Origin of the sequence: Paenalcaligenes suwonensis (assembly GCF_011290505.1) — a bacterium.
Lineage (GTDB): Bacteria > Pseudomonadota > Gammaproteobacteria > Burkholderiales > Burkholderiaceae_B > Paenalcaligenes > Paenalcaligenes suwonensis.
Genome location: NZ_JAANPV010000016.1, coordinates 1 through 20,591 on the forward strand (window position 1 = coordinate 1; position 20,591 = coordinate 20,591).

Sequence of the window (20,591 nt, forward strand, 5' to 3'; positions counted from 1 at the left end):
GTACATTCTGTCCAAAGAAGAAGGCGGTCGTCACACACCATTCTTCAAAGGCTACCGTCCTCAGTTCTACTTCCGTACAACTGACGTAACCGGTACTATCGAGCTGCCAGAAGACAAAGAAATGGTTCTGCCAGGCGATAACATTTCCATGACAGTGTCGCTGATTGCGCCTATCGCTATGGAAGAAGGTCTGCGTTTCGCGATCCGCGAAGGTGGCCGTACTGTTGGTGCTGGCGTTGTAGCCAAAATTATTAAATAAAGTAGTAGCCAAAAAGTGCAAAAGAGGGTATTATTCCTCTTTGCACTTATCGGTATGGTTTCATACGTACCGGTTTTCAAGGTATAGGGGTATAGCTCAATTGGCAGAGCGTCGGTCTCCAAAACCGAAGGTTGAGGGTTCGATTCCTTCTGCCCCTGCCACCCAGTCACTCGTCACACTCTGGTGACGTCTAATCGTCGGATTATGTCGAATACCAACGTAGAAACCGTAAATCGTGGCTCAGAACGTCTAAAGCTGGGCCTTGCAGTGTTAGTGCTCGCTGCTGGCATAGTTGGTTACTCCTTGTTAGAGGGGCAATCCGCTTTTGTACGGGTTGGTGTCTTCGTGGGCGCCCTAATTGTGGCAGCCCTGATTGTGTTTCTTAGTGAAACCGGCAAACGACTCATTGGTTTTGCTCGCGATTCCTATCAAGAAGTCCGACGCGTACACTGGCCATCCCGTAAAGAAGCAACCCAAATGACAGGTATTGTGTTCCTGTTCGTGACGGTAATGGCTATTCTGCTGTGGCTGATTGATAAAGGCCTTGAGTGGGTCATCTATAGCCTGTTCTTAGGCTGGAAATAAAGGGCACACATGAGCAAACGTTGGTATGTAGTACACGTTTATTCCGGAATGGAAAAAAGTGTGCAAAAAGCGTTGAAAGAACGTATTGAGCGTGCCGAATTAGAGCACGCTTTCGGTGATATTCTTATCCCGTCAGAAGAAGTCGTAGAAGTAAAAAACGGCAAAAAAACAATTACTGAACGACGTATTTTCCCTGGTTATGTACTGGTGGAAATGGATCTTACCGATGAAACCTGGCACTTGGTGCGTAGCACCAGCCGTGTAAGTGGTTTCTTGGGAGGTTCAGGTAACCGTCCTGCCCCAATTCCCGAGCGTGAAGTGCGACAAATTATGTCGCAAATGGAAGAGGGTGGCGAGAAACCACGTCCTAAAACGTTGTTTGAAGTGGGCGAAATGGTGCGTGTTAAAGAAGGCCCATTTGCTGATTTCAACGGTAACGTAGAAGAAGTGAATTACGAGAAAAGCAAGGTGCGTGTATCGGTTACCATTTTTGGTCGATCCACACCTGTTGAGCTCGATTTTGACCAAGTCGACAAGACTTGATTTTTAACCCCGGGGAGTCACGTCTTTTGATGTGACACTATTACCCGCAAGGAGTACATCATGGCGAAGAAAATCGTCGGGTTTATCAAGCTGCAAGTTCCAGCTGGTAAAGCAAACCCATCGCCACCAATTGGTCCAGCACTGGGTCAACGTGGTCTGAACATCATGGAATTTTGTAAGGCATTTAATGCCCAGACTCAGCAAGTAGAGCCAGGTCTGCCAATTCCAGTTGTTATTACTGCATACGCTGATAAAAGTTTCACTTTTATCATGAAAACTCCACCAGCAACTATTCTGATCAAGAAAGCTGCTGGTCTGAAAAACGGTTCCGCTCGTCCTAACGTAGACAAAGTTGCTACGCTGACACGCGCTCAAGCCGAAGAAATCGCCAAAATCAAAGAGCCAGATCTGACTGCTGCAGATATGGACGCTGCTGTACGTACCATTGCTGGTACTGCGCGCAGCATGGGCGTTATCGTGGAAGGGGTGTAATCAGTCATGGCTAAATTGAGCAAACGCGCAGCAGCCATTGCTGCCAAAATCGATCGCAACAAACTGTACCCTGTTTCCGACGCACTGAACCTGATCAAAGAAACGGCAACTGCCAAATTTGACGAATCCGTAGACGTTGCTGTTCAGCTGGGTATTGACCCTCGTAAATCCGACCAACTGGTTCGTGGCTCCGTAGTTCTGCCAGCCGGTACAGGTAAAAGCGTGCGTGTAGCCGTTTTTGCACAAGGCGAGAAAGCAGAAGAAGCTCGTGCAGCTGGCGCTGAAATCGTTGGTATGGATGATTTGGCTGAGCAAATTAAAGCCGGTCAAATGGACTTCGACGTAGTTATTGCTTCCCCAGACACAATGCGTGTTGTGGGTACATTGGGTCAAGTACTGGGTCCACGTGGCCTGATGCCTAACCCACGTGTAGGTACAGTAACTCCTGACGTTGCTACAGCAGTTAAAAACGCTAAAGCTGGTCAGATCCAATACCGTACAGACAAAGCAGGTATTATCCACGCAACAATTGGCCGTGCTTCTTTTGACACAGCTAAGTTGCAGGAAAACCTGGTAGCTTTGGTTGACGCGCTGAACAAAGCACGTCCAGCCGCTGCTAAAGGTGTGTACATGCGTAAAGTAGCCGTTTCGTCCACAATGGGCGGCGGTGCTCGCGTTGATATCGCTACTCTGCAAGCCTAATCGCTAGCAGAAGAGCAAAACAGAACTTTGGGCTGTAGCTGGCTGGTATAGCAGCTACTGCTGTCAAAGACCGTTGGAGGCTTTGTACAACGCAGTTGTGCAACCTTAATCGGGATTTTCCCATCCAACGTAGACGGCGCCCGCGGAAGAATTTCTACTTCAGAAACTCGACCAGGTGCGCCGCATTCGGTTGATGTCCCGGAGAAGTCCGGACATCTTTATAGGAGTGTTCAAACCGTGAGTCTCAATCGTGAAGAGAAAGCGGTAGTTATCGAAGATGTCGCTGCTCAAGTAGCACAGGCACAATCGATCATTATCGCTGAGTATCGTGGTCTGGACGTCGCTTCCGTTACCGTATTGCGCAAAAAAGCGCGTGAGTCGGGCGTGTATCTGCGTGTTTTGAAAAACACGTTAGTTCGCCGTGCATTGGTAGACACATCTTTCCAAGATTTGTCTACACAACTGGTAGGTCCTCTGATGTACGCCATCAGTGCTGATCCAGTTGCTGCGGCAAAAGTCATGTCAGATTTCGCTAAGAGCAACGACGCGTTGGTCATCAAAGGCGGTGCTATGCCTAATAGCCTGCTGGATGTTAACGGCGTTAAAGCATTGGCAACAATGCCTTCTCGTGATGAGTTGTTGGCGAAATTGCTTGGCACGATGCAAGCACCTGTCACGCAATTTGTGCGTACGCTTAACGAAGTTCCAACTAAGTTCGCACGTGCCTTGGCGGCCGTACGCGATCAGAAAGAAGCTGCATAATTGCGCTACTTTCCTTAGGGAATTTTGTTGTATCGGACGATACCCAAACCTGGCATTTATATCTAATATCTGGAGTTGAAAAATGGCTACTAAAGCTGAAATCCTTGATGCAGTTGCAAACATGACTGTTCTCGAGTTGTCCGAACTGATCAAGGACATGGAAGAGAAATTTGGCGTTTCCGCCGCTGCTGCTGCTGTTGCAGTTGCTGCTCCTGCTGCTGCAGGTGGCGAAGCTGCTGCTGAACAAACAGAGTTCACAGTACACCTGAAAGAAGTTGGCGCAAACAAAGTTAGCGTTATTAAAGTTGTACGTGAATTGACTGGCTTGGGCTTGAAAGAAGCTAAAGACCTGGTTGACGGCGCTCCTAAAGACGTTAAAGAAGGTCTGTCCAAAGCTGACGCTGAAGACGCTAAGAAAAAGCTTGAAGAAGCTGGTGCTGCTGTCGAACTTAAGTAAGACATTAGTACATGCCCGGGAAGTGTATTTTTGCCTTCCCGGGCTTTCGCGTCTCTAGAAAACCTGTGATTTTAGTAAGGCTTTTTATTACTTGAGTCAGGTTCTCTAGAGTCGTAAACCAGGGTCGTGGTTGACGGCCCGTGTAACCCTTGAGTCGGAGTGCTCATGCCTTATTCGTATACCGAAAAAAAGCGCATACGCAAGAGCTTCGCCAAACGTGAAGACGTACAGCAGGTTCCTTATTTGCTGGCGACCCAGCTACATTCTTTCAGAACGTTTCTTCAACGAGAAACAATTTCTTCTGAACGTAAGTCGGAAGGTCTGCAAGAAGCGTTTAATTCCATTTTCCCTATCGTAAGCCACAATGGTATGGCACGTCTGGAATTCGTCAGCTATACGCTGGGCGAACCCGTATTTGACGTGAAAGAATGCCAAATGCGTGGTCTGACCTATGCATCGCCTTTGCGTGCCAAGGTACGACTAGTGATCATGGATCGCGAAGTTAGTAAACCTACAGTCAAAGAAGTCAAAGAGCAAGAAGTCTACATGGGCGAAATGCCTTTGATGACTGAGAATGGCTCTTTTGTGATCAATGGTACCGAGCGTGTCATTGTATCGCAGTTGCACCGTTCACCTGGGGTGTTTTTTGAGCATGATCGCGGCAAAACACACAGCTCCGGTAAATTGCTTTTCTCGGCTCGTGTAATTCCTTACCGTGGTTCATGGTTGGATTTCGAGTTCGATCCAAAAGATATTCTGTTCTTCCGTATTGACCGTCGTCGTAAGATGCCTGTCAGTATCTTGCTGAAAGCTATCGGCATGACACCTGAGGCCATTTTGGCCCACTTCTTCGAGTTCGATCACATCGAACTGTTGGGTGAGGGTGGTCGCTTGCAATTCGTAGCTAAGCATTGGCGTGGTGAAGTGGCGCGTTTTGACGTCACCGATCGCGATGGTAACGTTATTGTTGAAAAAGACAAACGTATCAACGCACGCCACCTGCGTCAGCTGGAAGATGCCAAAATTGATTACATCTCCATTCCTGAAGATTACCTGCTGGGTCGTACATTGGCTAAGAACGTGGTTAATCCAGAAACGGGTGAAATCATTGCTAAGGCAAACGACGAAATCACAGAAGGTATTCTGGCTGAAGCTCGCGATGCAAACATCCGCGAACTGGAAACTCTGTACGTGAACGATTTGGATCAGGGCGGTTATATCTCCCTGACACTGCGTACCGACGACACAGCAGACCAGATGGCTGCTCGCGTAGCCATTTACCGTATGATGCGTCCTGGTGAGCCTCCAACCGAAGAAGCGGTTGAAGCGCTGTTCCAACGCCTGTTCTACAGCGACGAGACCTACGATTTGTCTCGCGTTGGCCGCATGAAAGTGAACAGCCGTTTGGGCCGTGGCGAAAGCATTGAAGGTCCTCTGACTCTAACCGACGAAGACATCGTAGACACCATCAAATTGCTGGTAGATCTGCGTAACGGTATTGGCCAGATCGATGATATCGATCACCTGGGCAACCGTCGTGTACGTTGTGTAGGTGAGTTAGCGGAGAACCAATTCCGTGCTGGTTTGGTACGTGTTGAACGCGCCGTGAAAGAGCGTCTGGGTCAAGCTGAAAGCGAAAACCTAATGCCTCACGACTTGATCAACTCGCGTCCAATTTCGGCAGCGGTTAAAGAGTTCTTCGGTTCAAGCCAGTTGTCCCAGTTTATGGATCAGACCAACCCGCTGTCAGAGATTACACACAAACGTCGTGTATCCGCTCTGGGCCCTGGTGGTTTGACTCGTGAACGTGCCGGCTTTGAAGTGCGTGACGTGCACCCAACCCACTACGGTCGTGTGTGCCCGATTGAAACGCCTGAAGGTCCAAACATTGGTCTGATTAACTCCATGGCGCTGTATGCGCGTCTGAACGAGTACGGTTTCCTAGAGACTCCTTACCGTAAAGTTGTGGATTGTCAGGCTACCGACGAGATCGTGTATCTGTCGGCTATTGAAGAAAGTAACTACATCATCGCTCAGGCTAACGCCGAGTTGGATGACGATCACCGCTTTGTGGATGATCTGGTGGCATGTAGGGAAGCGGGTGAAACGCTGATGACTGCGCCAGAAAACGTGCAGTACATGGACGTTGCTCCTTCACAGATCGTGTCCGTAGCTGCTTCACTGATCCCGTTCCTAGAGCACGATGATGCTAACCGTGCGCTGATGGGTGCCAACATGCAACGTCAGGCTGTACCGTGCTTGCGTCCAGAGAAACCTCTGGTCGGTACCGGTATTGAGCGTACTGTTGCGGTTGACTCGGGTACTACCGTTATGGCCACTCGTGGTGGTTTGGTAGATTACGTGGATGCCGAGCGTGTTGTTATTCGTGTGAACGATGACGAAAACGTGGCTGGTGAAGTGGGTGTAGATATCTACAACCTGACTAAATACACACGTTCTAACCAGAACACTAACATCAACCAGCGTCCTATCGTGAAGCGTGGTGATTTGGTGGCTCGTGGTGATGTGCTGGCTGATGGTGCTTCCACCGACTTGGGTGAGTTGGCGCTGGGTCAGAACATGAAGATCGCATTCATGACCTGGAATGGTTACAACTTTGAGGATTCGATTCTGATCTCCGAAAAAGTTGTGGCTGATGATCGCTACACTTCGGTACACATCGAAGAGTTGACGGTTGTTGCCCGTGATACCAAACTTGGACCTGAAGATATCACACGCGATATCAGCAACCTGTCTGAAGTACAGCTGAACCGTCTGGATGATTCCGGTATTGTGTATATCGGTGCTGAGGTACGTGCTGACGACGTTCTGGTTGGTAAAGTAACGCCTAAAGGCGAAACTCAACTGACACCAGAAGAAAAACTGCTGCGTGCGATTTTCGGTGAAAAAGCCTCTGACGTAAAAGATACATCCCTGCGTGTGCCATCCGGCATGGTAGGTACTGTAATCGACGTTCAAGTGTTCACTCGTGAAGGTATTGAGCGCGATAAACGTGCGCAATCCATTATCGATGATGAGCTGCGTCGTTACCGTCAAGACTTGAATGACCAGCTGCGTATTGTGGAAGACGACGCGTTTGATCGTACCGCTAAATTCTTGACCGGTAAGGTTGTGAATGGTGGTCCACGTCGTTTGGCCAAAGGCAGCGAAATCACAGCAGAATACTTGGCTGACCTAGACCGTTGGCAGTGGTTCGACATTCGCTTGGCGGATGAAGAGCATGCTTTGGTTCTGGAACACACTAAAGACTCTCTGGAACAGAAACGTCACCAGTTTGACTTGGCCTTTGAAGAAAAACGCAAGAAACTCACCCAAGGTGATGAGTTGCCTCCTGGCGTTCTGAAAATGGTTAAGGTGTACTTGGCTGTTAAACGTCGTCTGCAACCTGGTGACAAGATGGCTGGTCGTCACGGTAACAAAGGTGTGGTATCCCGCATCGTACCGGTAGAAGATATGCCTCACTTGGCCGATGGTACTCCTGTAGACATCGTGCTGAACCCGCTGGGTGTGCCTTCACGTATGAACGTGGGTCAGGTGCTGGAAGTTCACTTGGGTTGGGCTGCTAAAGGTCTGGGCGATCGTATTAACGAGATGCTGAGCAACGAGAAAGGTTATCAAGTTGCTGAGTTGCGCGCTTACCTGGAAAAAGTCTACAACACTACAGGCAAACACGCGGATATCGCTTCGTTGACCGACGCTGAGTTGATCGACATGGCGCATAACCTGCGTAAAGGTGTGCCTCTGGCTACGCCTGTGTTTGACGGTGCAACTGAACACGAAATCCAGACTATGTTGGCATTGGCTTACCCTGATGACGTAGCCGAGAAAATGCAATTGGCCAACAGCCGCACTCAAGTGATCTTGTTCGACGGCCGTACTGGTGAACAGTTTGAGCGTCCTGTGACCGTGGGTTACATGCACTACCTGAAACTGCACCACTTGGTTGACGATAAGATGCACGCTCGTTCCACTGGTCCGTACTCCTTGGTTACTCAGCAGCCGCTGGGTGGTAAGGCTCAGTTCGGTGGCCAGCGTTTCGGGGAGATGGAGGTTTGGGCACTGGAAGCTTACGGTGCAGCCTACACGTTGCAGGAAATGTTGACCGTGAAGTCTGATGACATCACTGGCCGTACCAAAGTTTACGAGAACATCGTCAAGGGCGATCACGTGATTGATGCTGGTATGCCAGAGTCATTCAACGTTCTGGTCAAGGAAATTCGATCCTTGTCGCTTGACATGGATTTGGAGCGTAAATAATGAAAGCGCTACTCGATCTCTTTAAACAGGTCTCTCAGGATGACCAATTCGATGCGATTCGCATCGGTATCGCGTCTCCTGAGAAAATCCGTTCCTGGTCTTTCGGTGAAGTCCGTAAGCCAGAAACGATTAACTACCGTACTTTCCGCCCAGAGCGCGATGGTCTGTTTTGTGCCAAAATTTTTGGCCCAGTAAAAGACTATGAGTGTTTGTGCGGTAAGTACAAGCGACTGAAACACCGCGGCGTAATCTGCGAGAAGTGTGGTGTTGAAGTTACCGTATCCAAAGTACGTCGTGAACGCATGGGCCACATTGAGTTGGCCTGCCCGGTTGCGCACATCTGGTTCCTGAAGAGCTTGCCCTCCCGTTTGGGTATGGTTCTGGACATGACGCTGCGTGATATCGAGCGTGTACTGTACTTTGAAGCATGGTGCGTGATCGAACCTGGCATGACCCCGCTGAAACGCGGCCAGATCATGTCAGACGACGATTACTTCGCTAAAACAGAAGAATACGGCGACGACTTCCAAGCCCTGATGGGTGCGGAAGCTGTTGGCGAGTTGCTGCGCACTATCGATATCGATAGAGAAGTAGAAACTCTGCGTGCTGAACTGAAAGCCACTGGCTCCGAAGCTAAGATCAAAAAAATCTCCAAGCGCTTGAAAGTGCTGGAAGGTTTCCAGAAGTCCGGTATCAAACCTGACTGGATGATCTTGGAAGTGCTGCCTGTGTTGCCTCCAGAACTGCGTCCTTTGGTACCACTGGATGGCGGCCGTTTTGCGACTTCTGACCTGAACGATTTGTATCGTCGCGTCATTAACCGTAATAACCGTCTGAAACGTCTGCTGGAACTGAAAGCTCCGGACATCATCTTGCGCAACGAAAAACGTATGCTGCAAGAGTCCGTAGACTCGCTGCTGGATAACGGCCGTCGCGGTAAAGCCATGACTGGCGCTAACAAGCGTCAATTGAAGTCCTTGGCTGACATGATTAAAGGTAAAGGCGGTCGCTTCCGTCAGAACCTGTTGGGTAAACGTGTTGACTACTCCGGTCGTTCCGTGATCGTGGTGGGTCCTCAGTTGAAACTGCACCAGTGTGGTCTGCCAAAATTGATGGCGCTGGAGCTGTTTAAACCCTTCATTTTCAACCGTCTGGAAAAAATGGATTTGGCGCAGACCATCAAGGCCGCCAAACGCATGGTTGAAAATCAGGAACCCGTAGTTTGGGATATTCTGGAAGAAGTGATTCGTGAACACCCAGTAATGCTGAACCGTGCGCCTACGCTGCACCGTCTGGGTATTCAGGCTTTTGAGCCTATGCTGATCGAAGGTAAAGCGATTCAGTTGCACCCCTTAGTGTGTGCGGCGTTTAACGCTGACTTTGACGGTGACCAGATGGCGGTACACGTGCCGTTGTCCTTGGAAGCTCAGTTAGAAGCTCGTACCTTGATGCTGGCATCGAACAACGTATTGTTCCCAGCTAACGGTGAGCCATCTATCGTACCTTCTCAGGATATCGTGCTGGGTGTGTACTATGCGACGCGTGATCGTATCAACGGCAAAGGTGAAGGTATGTTCTTCGCTAACGTCGCTGAGGTTCAACGTGCATACGACAACCACGAAGTAGAACTGCAATCGCGCGTTACTGTGCGTTTGCCTGAATACGAGAAAAACGAAGCAGGTGAGTGGGTAGAGAAGCTACAACGCTTTGAAACCACTGTTGGTCGTGCCTTGTTGTCCGAGATTCTGCCTCACGGTCTTTCTTTCAAAGTGCTGAACCAGACTTTGAAGAAAAAAGAAATCTCCAAGCTGATCAACCTGTCTTTCCGTCGTTGCGGTCTGCGCGCTACAGTGATTTTCGCTGATAAATTGATGCAGTCTGGTTTCCGTTTGGCTACGCGTGGTGGTATTTCCATCTCTATGCGTGACATGGTGGTGCCTACTGTTAAAGCAGAAATCCTTGAGCAAGCCGGTAACGAAGTTAAAGAGATTGATAAACAGTACTCGTCCGGTCTGGTGACTGCACAGGAACGTTACAACAACGTGGTAGATATCTGGGGTAAAGCCAGTGACCGCGTTGGTAAGGCCATGATGGAACAACTGGCAACTGAGCCAGTGATCGACCGTCACGGTGAGGAAGTCCGTCAGGAGTCTTTCAACTCCATTTACATGATGGCTGACTCCGGGGCTCGTGGTTCCGCAGCACAGATTCGTCAGTTGGCTGGTATGCGTGGTCTGATGGCTAAGCCCGATGGCTCCATTATTGAAACTCCTATTACAGCGAACTTCCGTGAAGGTCTGAACGTACTACAGTACTTTATTTCTACTCACGGTGCTCGTAAAGGTCTGGCTGATACGGCGTTGAAAACGGCTAACTCCGGTTACTTGACTCGTCGTCTGGTTGACGTGACTCAAGACCTGGTAATTACCGAAGACGATTGCGGTACTTCCAGCGGTTACACCATGAAAGCGGTGCTGGATGGCGGTGAAGTTATTGAAGCGTTGCGCGATCGTATTTTGGGTCGTGTAGCAGCTACTGACATCATCAACCCCGATACACAAGAAACTGCAATCCCAGCCGGCACATTGCTGGATGAGGACAAAGTTGACCTGATCGATGCGTTGGGTATTGACGAAGTCAAGATCCGTACACCACTGACATGTGAAACACGTCATGGTCTGTGTGCACATTGTTATGGTCGTGACTTGGGTCGCGGTGTATTGGTTAACCGTGGTGAAGCAGTGGGTGTTATCGCTGCTCAGTCCATCGGTGAACCAGGTACTCAGTTGACAATGCGTACGTTCCACATCGGTGGTGCGGCATCTCGTGCAGCAACTACCAGCACAGTAGAAACCAAAATTGCCGGTCACGTTGGCTTTGCCATTGGCCTGCGTTATGTGACAAACAGCAAAGGCGAGAAAGTTGCTATTTCCCGTTCTGGCGAAATCATCATTTACGATGACAACCGTCGTGAACGTGAACGCCACAAAATCCCTTACGGTGCGAACATCGCCGTGGCGGATGGTGAAAGCGTTAAAGCAGGTCAGCGTATCGCTAGCTGGGATCCATTGACTCGTCCAATCGTGTCCGAGTACTCCGGTTCCGTACGCTTCGAGAACATCGAAGAGAACGTAACTGTAGCTCGTCAGGTTGACGAAGTAACGGGTCTGTCTACATTGGTGGTGATTACACCTAAGACACGCGGTGGTAAAACATCGGTACGTCCGCAGATCAAACTGCTAAATGAAGCAGGCGAAGAGATCAAGATCGCTGGTACAGACCACATGGTAAACATCTCCTTCCCAGTGGGCGCGCTGATTACAGTGCGTGACGGGCAGCAGGTGGGCGTGGGTGAAATTCTGGCTCGTATTCCTCAGGAATCCCAGAAAACTCGCGATATTACCGGGGGTCTGCCACGTGTGGCTGAACTGTTCGAAGCTCGTTCACCAAAAGATGCTGGCTTGCTGGCAGAAGTTACAGGTACGGTTTCCTTCGGTAAAGACACCAAAGGTAAGCAGCGCTTGATCATTACTGACTTGGAAGGCGTAAGCCACGAGTTCCTGATTCCTAAAGAGAAACAGGTTCTGGTACACGATGGTCAAGTAGTGAACAAGGGCGAAACCATTGTTGACGGTCCAGCTGATCCGCACGATATCTTGCGTTTGAAAGGTATTGAGCAATTGGCCAGCTACATCGTGAACGAAGTGCAGGACGTTTACCGTCTGCAGGGTGTGAAGATTAACGATAAGCACATCGAAGTGATTGTTCGCCAGATGCTGCGTCGTGTTCACATTACTGATGCCGGCGATACCGAGTTCATTACTGGTGAACAGGTAGAGCGTTCCGAACTGTTGAACGAAAACGACCGTGTTGTTGCTAAAGATGAAATCCCAGCTACGTACGAAAACGTGCTGTTGGGTATTACTAAAGCATCGCTGTCTACTGACTCCTTCATCTCGGCGGCTTCCTTCCAGGAAACCACACGAGTACTGACTGAAGCAGCCATCATGGGTAAACGTGATGAACTGCGTGGTCTGAAAGAGAACGTGATTGTTGGTCGTTTGATTCCTGCTGGTACCGGTATGGCATACCACAATGCCCGCCACAACAAGGAATTGTTCGAGCAAGCAGAACGTCAGGCAGCACGTGCACAGGAAAACCCGTTCATCAGCGACAACAATCCATTTATGGATATGGAAGACGCTGCATCAGCAGAACCTGAAGCATCCGCATCATTGGACATGGGTGACGAGGAGTAATCCTTAAACCCGCTGTCTACTGACTGCATCAACAGCCCCCTGAGCTTTTAGGTTTAGGGGGCTGTTGTTTTGTAGGGCTAGGGTGCAAGAGCACGGCGTGTAGGACTCGTAAGACAGCCTACCCGTAGGAGTGTTAGGCTTGTGTGGTTTGAGGTGTACACAGGCGCTGAGGCCCTGTGGACCTCATAGAGATAGTGCTAAGAGTTGCTTACTCTACGGTTTCTTCTTCTGTTTCTTCGCTAATGGGCAGCTTTACTGTAAAGGTACTGCCTTTGCCTTCTTCACTTTCTAGCGTGATATAGCCGCGGTGGCGTTGCACCACCGTTTGTACAAAGGCCAAACCTATACCACTGCCTATGGGAGCATCCTCAGCGGTGCTGTGCGCGCGGTTAAAGGCTTGGAAGATGGTAGGTTGCAGGTGATCAGGAATACCCCAACCTTGGTCTTTAATGCTGACTACGGCATAGTTGTCTTCATGCGTTAGCGTGCAGTGCACCGTAGTATTTATTGAGCTGTACTTGATCGCGTTATCCACAAGGTTGCTAAAGGTACGGCGCAACATGGTGGCATTGCCGTGAACATACAATTGTTCATCGGGTATGTGCAGTTCAACATCAATGTGTTTGGTTTTTGCGCGTGACCATGCGTCGTCGTAGACATCTGCCATGACATCGCCTAGGTTGACATCGTGGAACTCAATCTCCATGGCTTCAGCACGGGCCAAATCCATAAAGTTATTCACCAGCTCTAAGGTGTTAGAGGCATAAGACTCAATTTTGCTCAATAACTGGGTTTCGTCTAGGGCTTGTTCACCAGAGCGCTGCAGCGATACCAAGGCCAGAATAGAGTTTTGAGGAGCACGCATGTCGTGCGAAATGAATCGCAGCGTTTGTTCACGGCGTTGTTGGGCTTCGCGTAGTAGCTCAATCCCTCGGTGTAAAAAGCTCAACCTTGCCGGAAGCGTTTCGGTAGGGGCTTTGGCCTCTAAGGCTAAGCGTAGGGCGGAGTCTTGGGCGCTAAGTACCGACAGTTCGTGATTAATATGGCGTAGTACGGTTTCTTGGCTACGCCAGTGCCATGCTGGGTACGCTAGCATCATTACCACTAAGCTGCTGGAAATGGGTAGCCAGAACTCTAAGAACTGCAGCAAGGCCCAGTCTAGCCCTACCAAACACAACCACAGTGCTGTTGTGGTTAGAAAAGCTTTACGCGGTGAAAAGCGTATCAGTATCAAACACACCAAATAAATGGGGATGATGTTTAGGGTAATGACTAACCACGTGGGTAGTGGCTTTATCCAGTTATTGGTACGTGCGTTGCTCAGCGCATTAGCCAAGATTTCCACACCAGCCATGCTAGTGCGATCTTCCCATGATCTAGGGGTAGGGTAGTAGTCACCTAAACCACTGCTCCATGCTCCAACGAGCACATAGCGGTCTTTAAACTCTTCTGGGGGAACCAAACCATTGGCTATCGCAGAATAGGGATAGGTGGGGTAGTGGTCCGGAGGGCCCGAGAAGTTAATCATGTACTCAGAAGGTGTGGTACTGAGCAGTTTGTTAGCAATCTTGGTTTCACCGCCAGCCTGAAGCATGGCGGGAATAAGATGGGAATACGTTTTTTCGCCATCCGAGGCAGTAAGGATAATGCGGCGCACAGACCCGTCAGGATCAGGGTAGATATTAATGAATCCTAGCTCTGCTGCGCTGTCAGCCAGTGGGGCGACGGGTTGATCTACCGATGAGGTAGATCCATTCAAACGAACGATGGTAGGCAACACCACACGGCCATGTTTTTGTATGGCGTTAGCAAAGGTCAGGTCGTCTTGTGGGTAAGCGGGATTATGGTCTTGAAACAAAATATCAAAACCAACGGCTTTTGCTTGATCTAGATGTTCGAGCAGATGCGAATGCTCTGCGCGGCGCCATGGCCAGTAGCCTAGTTGTTGCAAGCTACCGTCGTCAATCACGACTAAGGCAATATTTGGATCGGGTGCTGAAACAGGTAACGCCAACTTCATGTAGAAGTCGTAAAAGGTGTTGTCAACCTGCGATAGCCTTAAGACGTCTTTGAACTGTATGAGCAAGATGGTCAGCAGAATCAAGAAAAATGTCATGATTCGCCACTCTAGTAACACCTGCCGCCCCAGCGAACTGGAGCCTGCAGGTGGACGTAGAGGCAAGGCTGTCTTGCGCATACAAAATGGTCAGCCTAGTAGTCTTGTAGTGTGATAGGTAGATCAAAACTGCTCATCACGGGTGCGCCGTTAGAGCTTTGCAATACAAGCTGACCTGGGAAACTGGCCACGGCGTCTCTACCCATCAAACCGTCTGCTGCAATACCCCTTACACGCACATAGTGTGTACCGGTACCGCCTGCGTGGAAGCTAACTGTAGTGTCGGCGGTGGTCTGGCGAGAATAGATTTGTGAGCCTTCTTCATCTAGCGTTACTTGTACCAAGTATTCTTGGGCACCCGCCAGTGGAGGGAAGGAGACTTGCCAGCCGTTAGGGCCACGCTCAGGCTCGCTCATCGCTGGTGCTGGTAACAAGTTACCGGTGCTAACCTCACCAGAGGCTTTAACGATAGTCCCCTGATCAGGCTTGATGTACATGGATTGGCTAGTTGCATCGGTTTGCAGTTTGGCTCTACCACTGATGACCTCAGTAATACTGCGGTCGTCTTGGCTACGTACACGTAAATCGGTGCCTCGCACGCCAGTTACTGACACGGGAGTGTGCACTTCAAAACGACCCACTCCTCGGTGGTCAGGCGCTACACGTGTTTCCAACTCACCATTTTCTAATTGGAGAATAGAGTCGGTTAAGCCTGCATGGGTAAAGTCGCGCAGGCGTTTCAAGCTAAGTGTGCTGGATGGGGGCAGAGTGATGGTACTGTCATCACTGAGTCGTAGCGTCAAAAACGCATTGCTGCCTACTACAATTTCGTCACCCTCTTTTACCAAGGTATCCGTTTGAGGACGACGGCCATTCACCGTGACATCGCCACTGTAGTGGCTAATACGTGCTTGGCCAGGTACTTCAGCAATAAGAGAAAAAGGAATGCGTAGTGCTTTGCCAATGGGCAGGGCCAAGGTGTCTGCAACGTTGTTTAAGCTTTGCAGTGTGCGCCAGTTACCACTTTGACCTGTGTACAGTTTGGACAGCGCAGATAGCGTATCGCCTTGCCGCACGTTATAGATAAAATCGTCGCCCTCAGCGCCAGAGGGTTGGGCAACACTAAGTGTGTTGGCAAACAGACTAAATGTGGCGAAGCAGGCGAGGGCGAGATATTTACGCATAGTTATATCGATTTTTATTAGAGCTCGTTAACGGTTTCTAGGCGGTAGCCCAGTGCATAAGAAGCATTCAAACGCACACCGTTTTCAGGACGCAGTTGTAATTTGCGCCTAATGTTAGAAAGATGAGTATCTAAAGTACGAGAGGTAGCAGGAATTTCACGGTTCCATACTGCAGTACTTAATACATCACGAGAAAACAGCCTACCGGGATTACGGAACAGCAATAGAGCTAGCTCAAATTCTTTGGGCGCTAACTCAATAGTTTCACCGTGTAAGGTGATGGCTCCAGCGGCAGGGTCAATGCTGTAAGGACCAAATTGAAAAGAGTCGGTAGACGGTGTAACCGGGTTCATCCTGCGCAACAGGGCTTGAACTCTGGCTTGTAACTCAGCAGGACGAATGGGTTTACCCATATAGTCGTCTGCTCCAGCTTGTAACCCAACAACCAAGTCTTCTTCGGCTGTTCTGCTGGTAAGAAACAACACAGGCAAAGCGTAACCTAGCTTTGACCTTACCCAGTGTAATACATCTAGGCCGCTCATGTCAGGGAGCTCCCAGTCCAACACCAACACACTAAAATCGTGTGGTTTTGCTAAAGCCGCCAACAATGACTTTCCAGTATGGAAGGGAGAGCAGGTATAGCCGGCTGAGTCCAGTGTTTTGACGATCATTTCGCTTTGTACTGGATCGTCTTCCAATGAGGCAATGTTCATGGCATTAATATTAAAGGCAAGAAATTGTTGAAAGTATAACTTTTCCCTCTAGGGGGACGGGGGGCGTATACAACTAGACGTTACTTTAGCGTCACGAAGCCCGCGCAAACACTAGCGTTACCATCATAAACTATTGACCCTGAAAACCTTTGCATGGTAAATTGGCTAGCTTACTCATGGGATCCTTTGCCGGTATTCCTAGGTAAATAAACCCAGTGCACGGGGTTCTGTCTGTATAGAAACATTCTATATAGGCCAAAAAGCTTGTTTTTAGCTAGGCCTTTTAATTCATATTGCTACGTTTCGTATCAATATGTGCTGTCAGAGTTGTATTGTGATGGCATTACGTTAATAGGTAAACCCTGCCCTGTGGTCCTTTGTTGCCAGACCCGCTCTTTTACGTAAATGTTCGTTGTGGGCGGTTCTGTGCAAGTCGTCCCGGCGACACGAATACTGTCGCAAGGATATGTTCGTTTTTGTACGTAAAGGATACGTCGAGGCTATGCCAACCATTAGTCAATTAGTACGCAAGCCGCGTGCCGTATCTCGTCCAGGAAGCAAAAGTCCTGCTCTCGAGAACTGCCCGCAGCGTCGTGGTGTTTGCACCCGTGTGTACACAACTACCCCTAAAAAACCTAACTCTGCTCTGCGTAAAGTCGCTAAGGTTCGCTTGACCAACGGTTACGAAGTTATTTCGTACATCGGTGGTGAAGGTCACAACCTGCAAGAACACTCGGTCGTTCTGATCCGCGGTGGTCGTGTAAAAGACTTGCCAGGTGTGCGTTATCACATCGTTCGTGGTGCACTTGACCTGCAAGGCGTGAAAGATCGTAAACAGGCTCGCTCCAAATACGGTGCGAAACGTCCTAAGAAGTAATTTACTGCTTTCCGCTGGCCGGTTAGTCTGGCCTGTGTCCGTGCAGCCTTTGCTGTCCTGATGCAAAGGCATGTAAGTGGTTATTTGTTATGAATGACCAAGACCGTGAAAAGCGGTTCAACTGAATAGTCACAAGGAATTATTATGCCTCGCCGTCGCGAAGTACCTAAAAGAGAAATCCTGCCAGATCCTAAATTTGGTAGCGTAGAACTCGCAAAATTTATGAATATTGTGATGTTGTCCGGTAAGAAAGCTGTTGCCGAACGCATCGTGTATGGCGCCCTCGATCAAATCCAGGAAAAAGCCGGCAAAGATCCGATCGAAGTGTTCACCACTGCAATCAATAACGTAAAACCTGTAGTTGAAGTTAAAGGCCGCCGTGTTGGTGGTGCTAACTATCAAGTGCCAGTTGAAGTTCGTCCTGTCCGTCGTTTGGCTCTGGCCATGCGTTGGGTACGCGAAGCTGCTAAAAAACGCAGCGAAAAATCCATGGACCTGCGTTTGGCCGGCGAATTGCTGGATGCCGCAGAAGGCCGTGGTGGTGCAATGAGAAAGCGTGAAGACACGCACAGAATGGCCGAAGCCAACAAGGCATTCAGCCATTTCCGTTGGTAATCAAAGGACAAAATCATGGCCCGCAAAACCCCCATCGAGCGCTATCGTAATATTGGTATTTCGGCACACATTGACGCCGGTAAAACCACAACGACAGAACGCATCCTGTTTTACACTGGTGTAAGCCACAAGCTGGGCGAAACCCACGAGGGTTCCGCCACCATGGACTGGATGGAGCAAGAGCAAGAGCGTGGTATTACCATTACCTCTGCTGCTACCACAGCGTTCTGGAGCGGTATGGCTGGCAATTACCCAGAGCACCGTATCAACATTATTGACACCCCCGGGCACGTGGACTTTACCATTGAGGTAGAGCGTTCCATGCGTGTTCTGGACGGTGCAGTGATGGTGTATTGTGCTGTGGGCGGTGTGCAGCCTCAGTCCGAAACTGTATGGCGCCAAGCTAACAAATACGGTGTGCCACGTTTGTTGTTCATCAACAAAATGGACCGTACCGGTGCTAACTTCTACAAAGTGTACGACCAGCTCAAACTGCGTTTGAAAGCTAGTCCTGTGCCTGTCGTTTTGCCAATCGGCGCTGAAGATGAATTCAAAGGCGTTGTTGACCTGGTAAAAATGAAAGCCATCCTGTGGGATGAGGCTAGCCTGGGCGTGAAGTTTGACTACGCTGAGATTCCTGCTGACATGGTTGCCGATGCCAAAAAATGGCGCGAAAACCTGGTTGAAGCAGCAGCAGAAGCCAGCGAAGAGTTGATGAACAAGTACCTAGAAGAAGGCGACCTGTCTGAGGCCGACCTGAACCTGGGTATGCGTACACGTACCATTGCTGGCGAAATCCAGCCAATGCTGTGCGGTACAGCGTTCAAAAACAAAGGTGTTCAGCGCATGCTGGATGCAGTTATCGATTACATGCCATCCCCAGTGGATATCCCTGACGTGGCTGGTGAAGACGATGACGGCAATCCTATCACTCGTCCTGCTGACGATGAAGCCCCTCTGTCCGCATTGGCATTCAAGCTGATGACAGATAACTTCGTTGGTCAGTTGACGTTTGTGCGTGTGTACTCCGGCGTTCTGCGCTCTGGCGACACTGTGTACAACTCAGTGAAAGGCAAGCGCGAGCGTATTGGCCGTATTCTGCAGATGCACGCAAACAACCGTGCTGAGCTGAAAGAGTTGGTTGCTGGTGATATCGCTGCGGTGGTGGGTCTGAAAGAAGTGACAACAGGTGAAACCCTGTGTGACATGCAGAACCATATCGTTCTGGAGCGTATGGAGTTCCCAGAACCTGTGATTTCTCAGGCTGTTGAACCAAAAACTAAATCCGACCAAGAGAAAATGGGTGTGGCCCTTTCTCGCTTGGCGCAGGAAGATCCTTCTTTCCGCGTAACAAGTGACGAAGAATCCGGCCAGACTATTATTTCTGGTATGGGTGAGCTTCACTTGGAAGTTCTGGTTGACCGTATGCGTCGCGAGTTCAACGTGGAAGCTAACGTTGGTAAGCCACAAGTGGCCTACCGCGAAACTATCCGCAAAGTCTGCCCAGAAGTCGAAGGCAAATTTGTTCGTCAGTCCGGTGGTCGTGGTCAATACGGTCACGTGGTACTGAAACTCGAGCCAATGGAAGCTGGTGGTGGCTACGAGTTCGTTGACGAGATCAAAGGTGGTGTGGTTCCACGTGAATACATTCCTGCCGTTGATAAAGGTATCCGCGAAACACTGCCTGCCGGTGTGATCGCTGGTTACCCAGTAGTAGACGTTAAAGCAACGCTGTTCTTCGGTTCTTACCACGATGTGGACTCGAACGAAAACGCTTTCCGTCTGGCTGCTTCTATGGCGTTCAAAGAGGGTATGCGCCGCGCTGATCCAGTGCTGCTGGAACCCATGATGGCTGTTGATGTTGAAACGCCTGAAGAGTACGCCGGTACAGTGATGGGTGACTTGTCCTCCCGTCGCGGTATGGTTCAGGGTATGGAAGACATTCCTGGTGGTGGCAAAATCATTAAGGCAGAGGTTCCTCTGGCCGAGATGTTTGGTTACTCCACCAGCTTGCGTTCTCAGACCCAGGGTCGTGCCACGTACAGCATGGAGTTCAAGCAGTACTCTGAAGCTCCTAAGCATGTAGCTGATGAAGTTGTCAGCGCGCGTGCAAAATAAATAACACGTTAAGGCCAGTCTGTTGTATAAACGGGCTGGTCTATAAATTTTTGTTTTCCTGAAAACATAGTAGAGATAAATCATGGCAAAAGGTAAGTTTGAACGGACTAAACCGCACGTCAACGTAGGTACAATTGGTCACGTTGACCACGGTAAAACCACTCTGACCGCAGCGATCTGCACGGTTTTGGCAAAAGCATTCGGCGGTGAAGCACGTGACTACGCGCAAATCGACGCTGCTCCTGAAGAGAAAGCTCGTGGTATTACCATCAGCACCTCTCACGTAGAATACGAAACACCAGCACGTCACTACGCACACGTAGACTGCCCAGGTCACGCTGACTACGTTAAAAACATGATTACTGGTGCAGCGCAGATGGATGGCGCGATTCTGGTAGTTTCCGCTGCTGACGGCCCAATGCCTCAGACACGTGAACACATCTTGTTGAGCCGTCAGGTTGGTGTACCTTACATCATCGTGTTCCTGAACAAAGCCGACATGGTTGACGACGAAGAGTTGTTGGAATTGGTAGAAATGGAAGTTCGCGAGCTGTTGTCGAACTACGATTTCCCAGGCGACGACACACCGATCGTTAAAGGTTCCGCTAAGCTGGCACTGGAAGGCGACGAA

General features: G+C 49.7%; 16 protein-coding genes and 1 tRNA gene. 14 read left to right on the plus strand and 3 right to left on the minus strand.

Translation table 11 applies throughout. The features are described from left to right. The 10 genes from GY634_RS16825 to rpoC form a co-directional block, all read left to right on the plus strand. Positions 1 to 259 (plus strand): EF-Tu C-terminal domain-related protein (locus tag GY634_RS16825; protein ID WP_479724670.1); only part of this gene is annotated, 259 nt, incomplete at its 5' end. 85 nt (positions 260 to 344) lie between these two features. After that, positions 345 to 420: transfer RNA gene (locus tag GY634_RS16830), tRNA-Trp, on the plus strand. 43 nt (positions 421 to 463) lie between these two features. Then, positions 464 to 844 (plus strand): preprotein translocase subunit SecE, encoded by a 381-nt coding sequence (gene secE / locus GY634_RS16835; protein ID WP_166409879.1) that lies wholly within the window; start codon positions 464 to 466, stop codon positions 842 to 844. A 9-nt stretch (positions 845 to 853) separates the two neighbouring features. Further along, the gene (gene nusG, locus GY634_RS16840) at positions 854 to 1,387 is read left to right on the plus strand and encodes a transcription termination/antitermination protein NusG (protein WP_166409880.1); all 534 of its coding nucleotides are present in this window, start codon (positions 854 to 856) and stop codon (positions 1,385 to 1,387) included. A gap of 60 nt (positions 1,388 to 1,447) precedes the next feature. Continuing rightward, the gene (gene rplK, locus GY634_RS16845) at positions 1,448 to 1,879 is read left to right on the plus strand and encodes a 50S ribosomal protein L11 (RefSeq protein WP_166409881.1); all 432 of its coding nucleotides are present in this window, start codon (positions 1,448 to 1,450) and stop codon (positions 1,877 to 1,879) included. A 6-nt stretch (positions 1,880 to 1,885) separates the two neighbouring features. Next, complete coding sequence (gene rplA / locus GY634_RS16850) at positions 1,886 to 2,581, plus strand: 50S ribosomal protein L1 (RefSeq protein ID WP_166409882.1); 696 nt, start codon at positions 1,886 to 1,888, stop codon at positions 2,579 to 2,581. Between the two features lie 237 nt (positions 2,582 to 2,818). Beyond that, a complete protein-coding gene (rplJ, locus tag GY634_RS16855) occupies positions 2,819 to 3,343 on the plus strand; it encodes a 50S ribosomal protein L10 (RefSeq protein ID WP_166409883.1) in 525 nt (174 codons plus the stop codon). Positions 3,344 to 3,425: 82 nt separating this feature from the next. Next, entirely contained in the window at positions 3,426 to 3,800 is a 375-nt protein-coding gene (rplL, locus tag GY634_RS16860) for a 50S ribosomal protein L7/L12 (protein ID WP_135863573.1), read from the plus strand. 165 nt (positions 3,801 to 3,965) lie between these two features. Beyond that, positions 3,966 to 8,078 carry a DNA-directed RNA polymerase subunit beta gene (gene rpoB / locus GY634_RS16865; protein ID WP_166409884.1) on the plus strand — a complete coding sequence of 1,371 codons (4,113 nt, stop codon included), beginning with the start codon at positions 3,966 to 3,968 and terminating at the stop codon, positions 8,076 to 8,078. Then, entirely contained in the window at positions 8,078 to 12,337 is a 4,260-nt protein-coding gene (rpoC, locus tag GY634_RS16870; protein WP_166409885.1) for a DNA-directed RNA polymerase subunit beta', read from the plus strand. Before rpoB ends, rpoC begins: the two co-directional genes overlap by 1 nt. A 208-nt stretch (positions 12,338 to 12,545) precedes the next feature. Here the strand turns inward: rpoC and GY634_RS16875 are convergent, their stop codons facing one another. Genes GY634_RS16875 through GY634_RS16885 form a run of 3 tightly spaced genes read right to left on the minus strand, consistent with a single transcriptional unit; the run spans position 12,546 to position 16,350 of the window. Continuing rightward, entirely contained in the window at positions 12,546 to 14,534 is a 1,989-nt protein-coding gene (locus tag GY634_RS16875) for a CHASE2 domain-containing protein (RefSeq protein ID WP_166409886.1), read from the minus strand. 14 nt (positions 14,535 to 14,548) lie between these two features. Further along, positions 14,549 to 15,637, minus strand: a complete 1,089-nt coding sequence (locus tag GY634_RS16880) for a FecR family protein (protein WP_166409887.1) — start codon at positions 15,635 to 15,637, stop codon at positions 14,549 to 14,551. Between the two features lie 17 nt (positions 15,638 to 15,654). Further along, a complete protein-coding gene (locus GY634_RS16885) occupies positions 15,655 to 16,350 on the minus strand; it encodes a response regulator transcription factor (RefSeq protein ID WP_166409888.1) in 696 nt (231 codons plus the stop codon). A gap of 502 nt (positions 16,351 to 16,852) precedes the next feature. Here GY634_RS16885 and rpsL point away from each other — a divergent pair. The 4 genes from rpsL to GY634_RS16905 all read left to right on the plus strand — a co-directional run. Beyond that, the gene (rpsL, locus tag GY634_RS16890) at positions 16,853 to 17,227 is read left to right on the plus strand and encodes a 30S ribosomal protein S12 (RefSeq protein WP_135863562.1); all 375 of its coding nucleotides are present in this window, start codon (positions 16,853 to 16,855) and stop codon (positions 17,225 to 17,227) included. A 144-nt stretch (positions 17,228 to 17,371) separates the two neighbouring features. Further along, entirely contained in the window at positions 17,372 to 17,842 is a 471-nt protein-coding gene (gene rpsG, locus GY634_RS16895; RefSeq protein WP_135863560.1) for a 30S ribosomal protein S7, read from the plus strand. Positions 17,843 to 17,857: 15 nt separating this feature from the next. After that, positions 17,858 to 19,960 carry an elongation factor G gene (fusA, locus tag GY634_RS16900; RefSeq protein ID WP_166409889.1) on the plus strand — a complete coding sequence of 701 codons (2,103 nt, stop codon included), beginning with the start codon at positions 17,858 to 17,860 and terminating at the stop codon, positions 19,958 to 19,960. Between the two features lie 82 nt (positions 19,961 to 20,042). Then, positions 20,043 to 20,591 (plus strand): GTP-binding protein (locus GY634_RS16905; RefSeq protein WP_166409890.1); only part of this gene is annotated, 549 nt, incomplete at its 3' end.

What these genes read in the sequence shown, in the direction of transcription:
- secE (WP_166409879.1), top strand. Translation starts at nt 464, where the DNA reads ATGTCGAATACCAACGTAGAAACCGTAAATCGTGGCTCAGAACGTCTA.
- nusG (WP_166409880.1), top strand. Translation starts at nt 854, where the DNA reads ATGAGCAAACGTTGGTATGTAGTACACGTTTATTCCGGAATGGAAAAA.
- rplK (WP_166409881.1), top strand. Translation starts at nt 1,448, where the DNA reads ATGGCGAAGAAAATCGTCGGGTTTATCAAGCTGCAAGTTCCAGCTGGT.
- rplA (WP_166409882.1), top strand. Translation starts at nt 1,886, where the DNA reads ATGGCTAAATTGAGCAAACGCGCAGCAGCCATTGCTGCCAAAATCGAT.
- rplL (WP_135863573.1), top strand. Translation starts at nt 3,426, where the DNA reads ATGGCTACTAAAGCTGAAATCCTTGATGCAGTTGCAAACATGACTGTT.
- rpoB (WP_166409884.1), top strand. Translation starts at nt 3,966, where the DNA reads ATGCCTTATTCGTATACCGAAAAAAAGCGCATACGCAAGAGCTTCGCC.
- rpoC (WP_166409885.1), top strand. Translation starts at nt 8,078, where the DNA reads ATGAAAGCGCTACTCGATCTCTTTAAACAGGTCTCTCAGGATGACCAA.
- GY634_RS16875 (WP_166409886.1), bottom strand. Translation starts at nt 14,534, where the DNA reads ATGCGCAAGACAGCCTTGCCTCTACGTCCACCTGCAGGCTCCAGTTCG.
- GY634_RS16880 (WP_166409887.1), bottom strand. Translation starts at nt 15,637, where the DNA reads ATGCGTAAATATCTCGCCCTCGCCTGCTTCGCCACATTTAGTCTGTTT.
- GY634_RS16885 (WP_166409888.1), bottom strand. Translation starts at nt 16,350, where the DNA reads ATGAACATTGCCTCATTGGAAGACGATCCAGTACAAAGCGAAATGATC.
- rpsL (WP_135863562.1), top strand. Translation starts at nt 16,853, where the DNA reads ATGCCAACCATTAGTCAATTAGTACGCAAGCCGCGTGCCGTATCTCGT.
- rpsG (WP_135863560.1), top strand. Translation starts at nt 17,372, where the DNA reads ATGCCTCGCCGTCGCGAAGTACCTAAAAGAGAAATCCTGCCAGATCCT.
- fusA (WP_166409889.1), top strand. Translation starts at nt 17,858, where the DNA reads ATGGCCCGCAAAACCCCCATCGAGCGCTATCGTAATATTGGTATTTCG.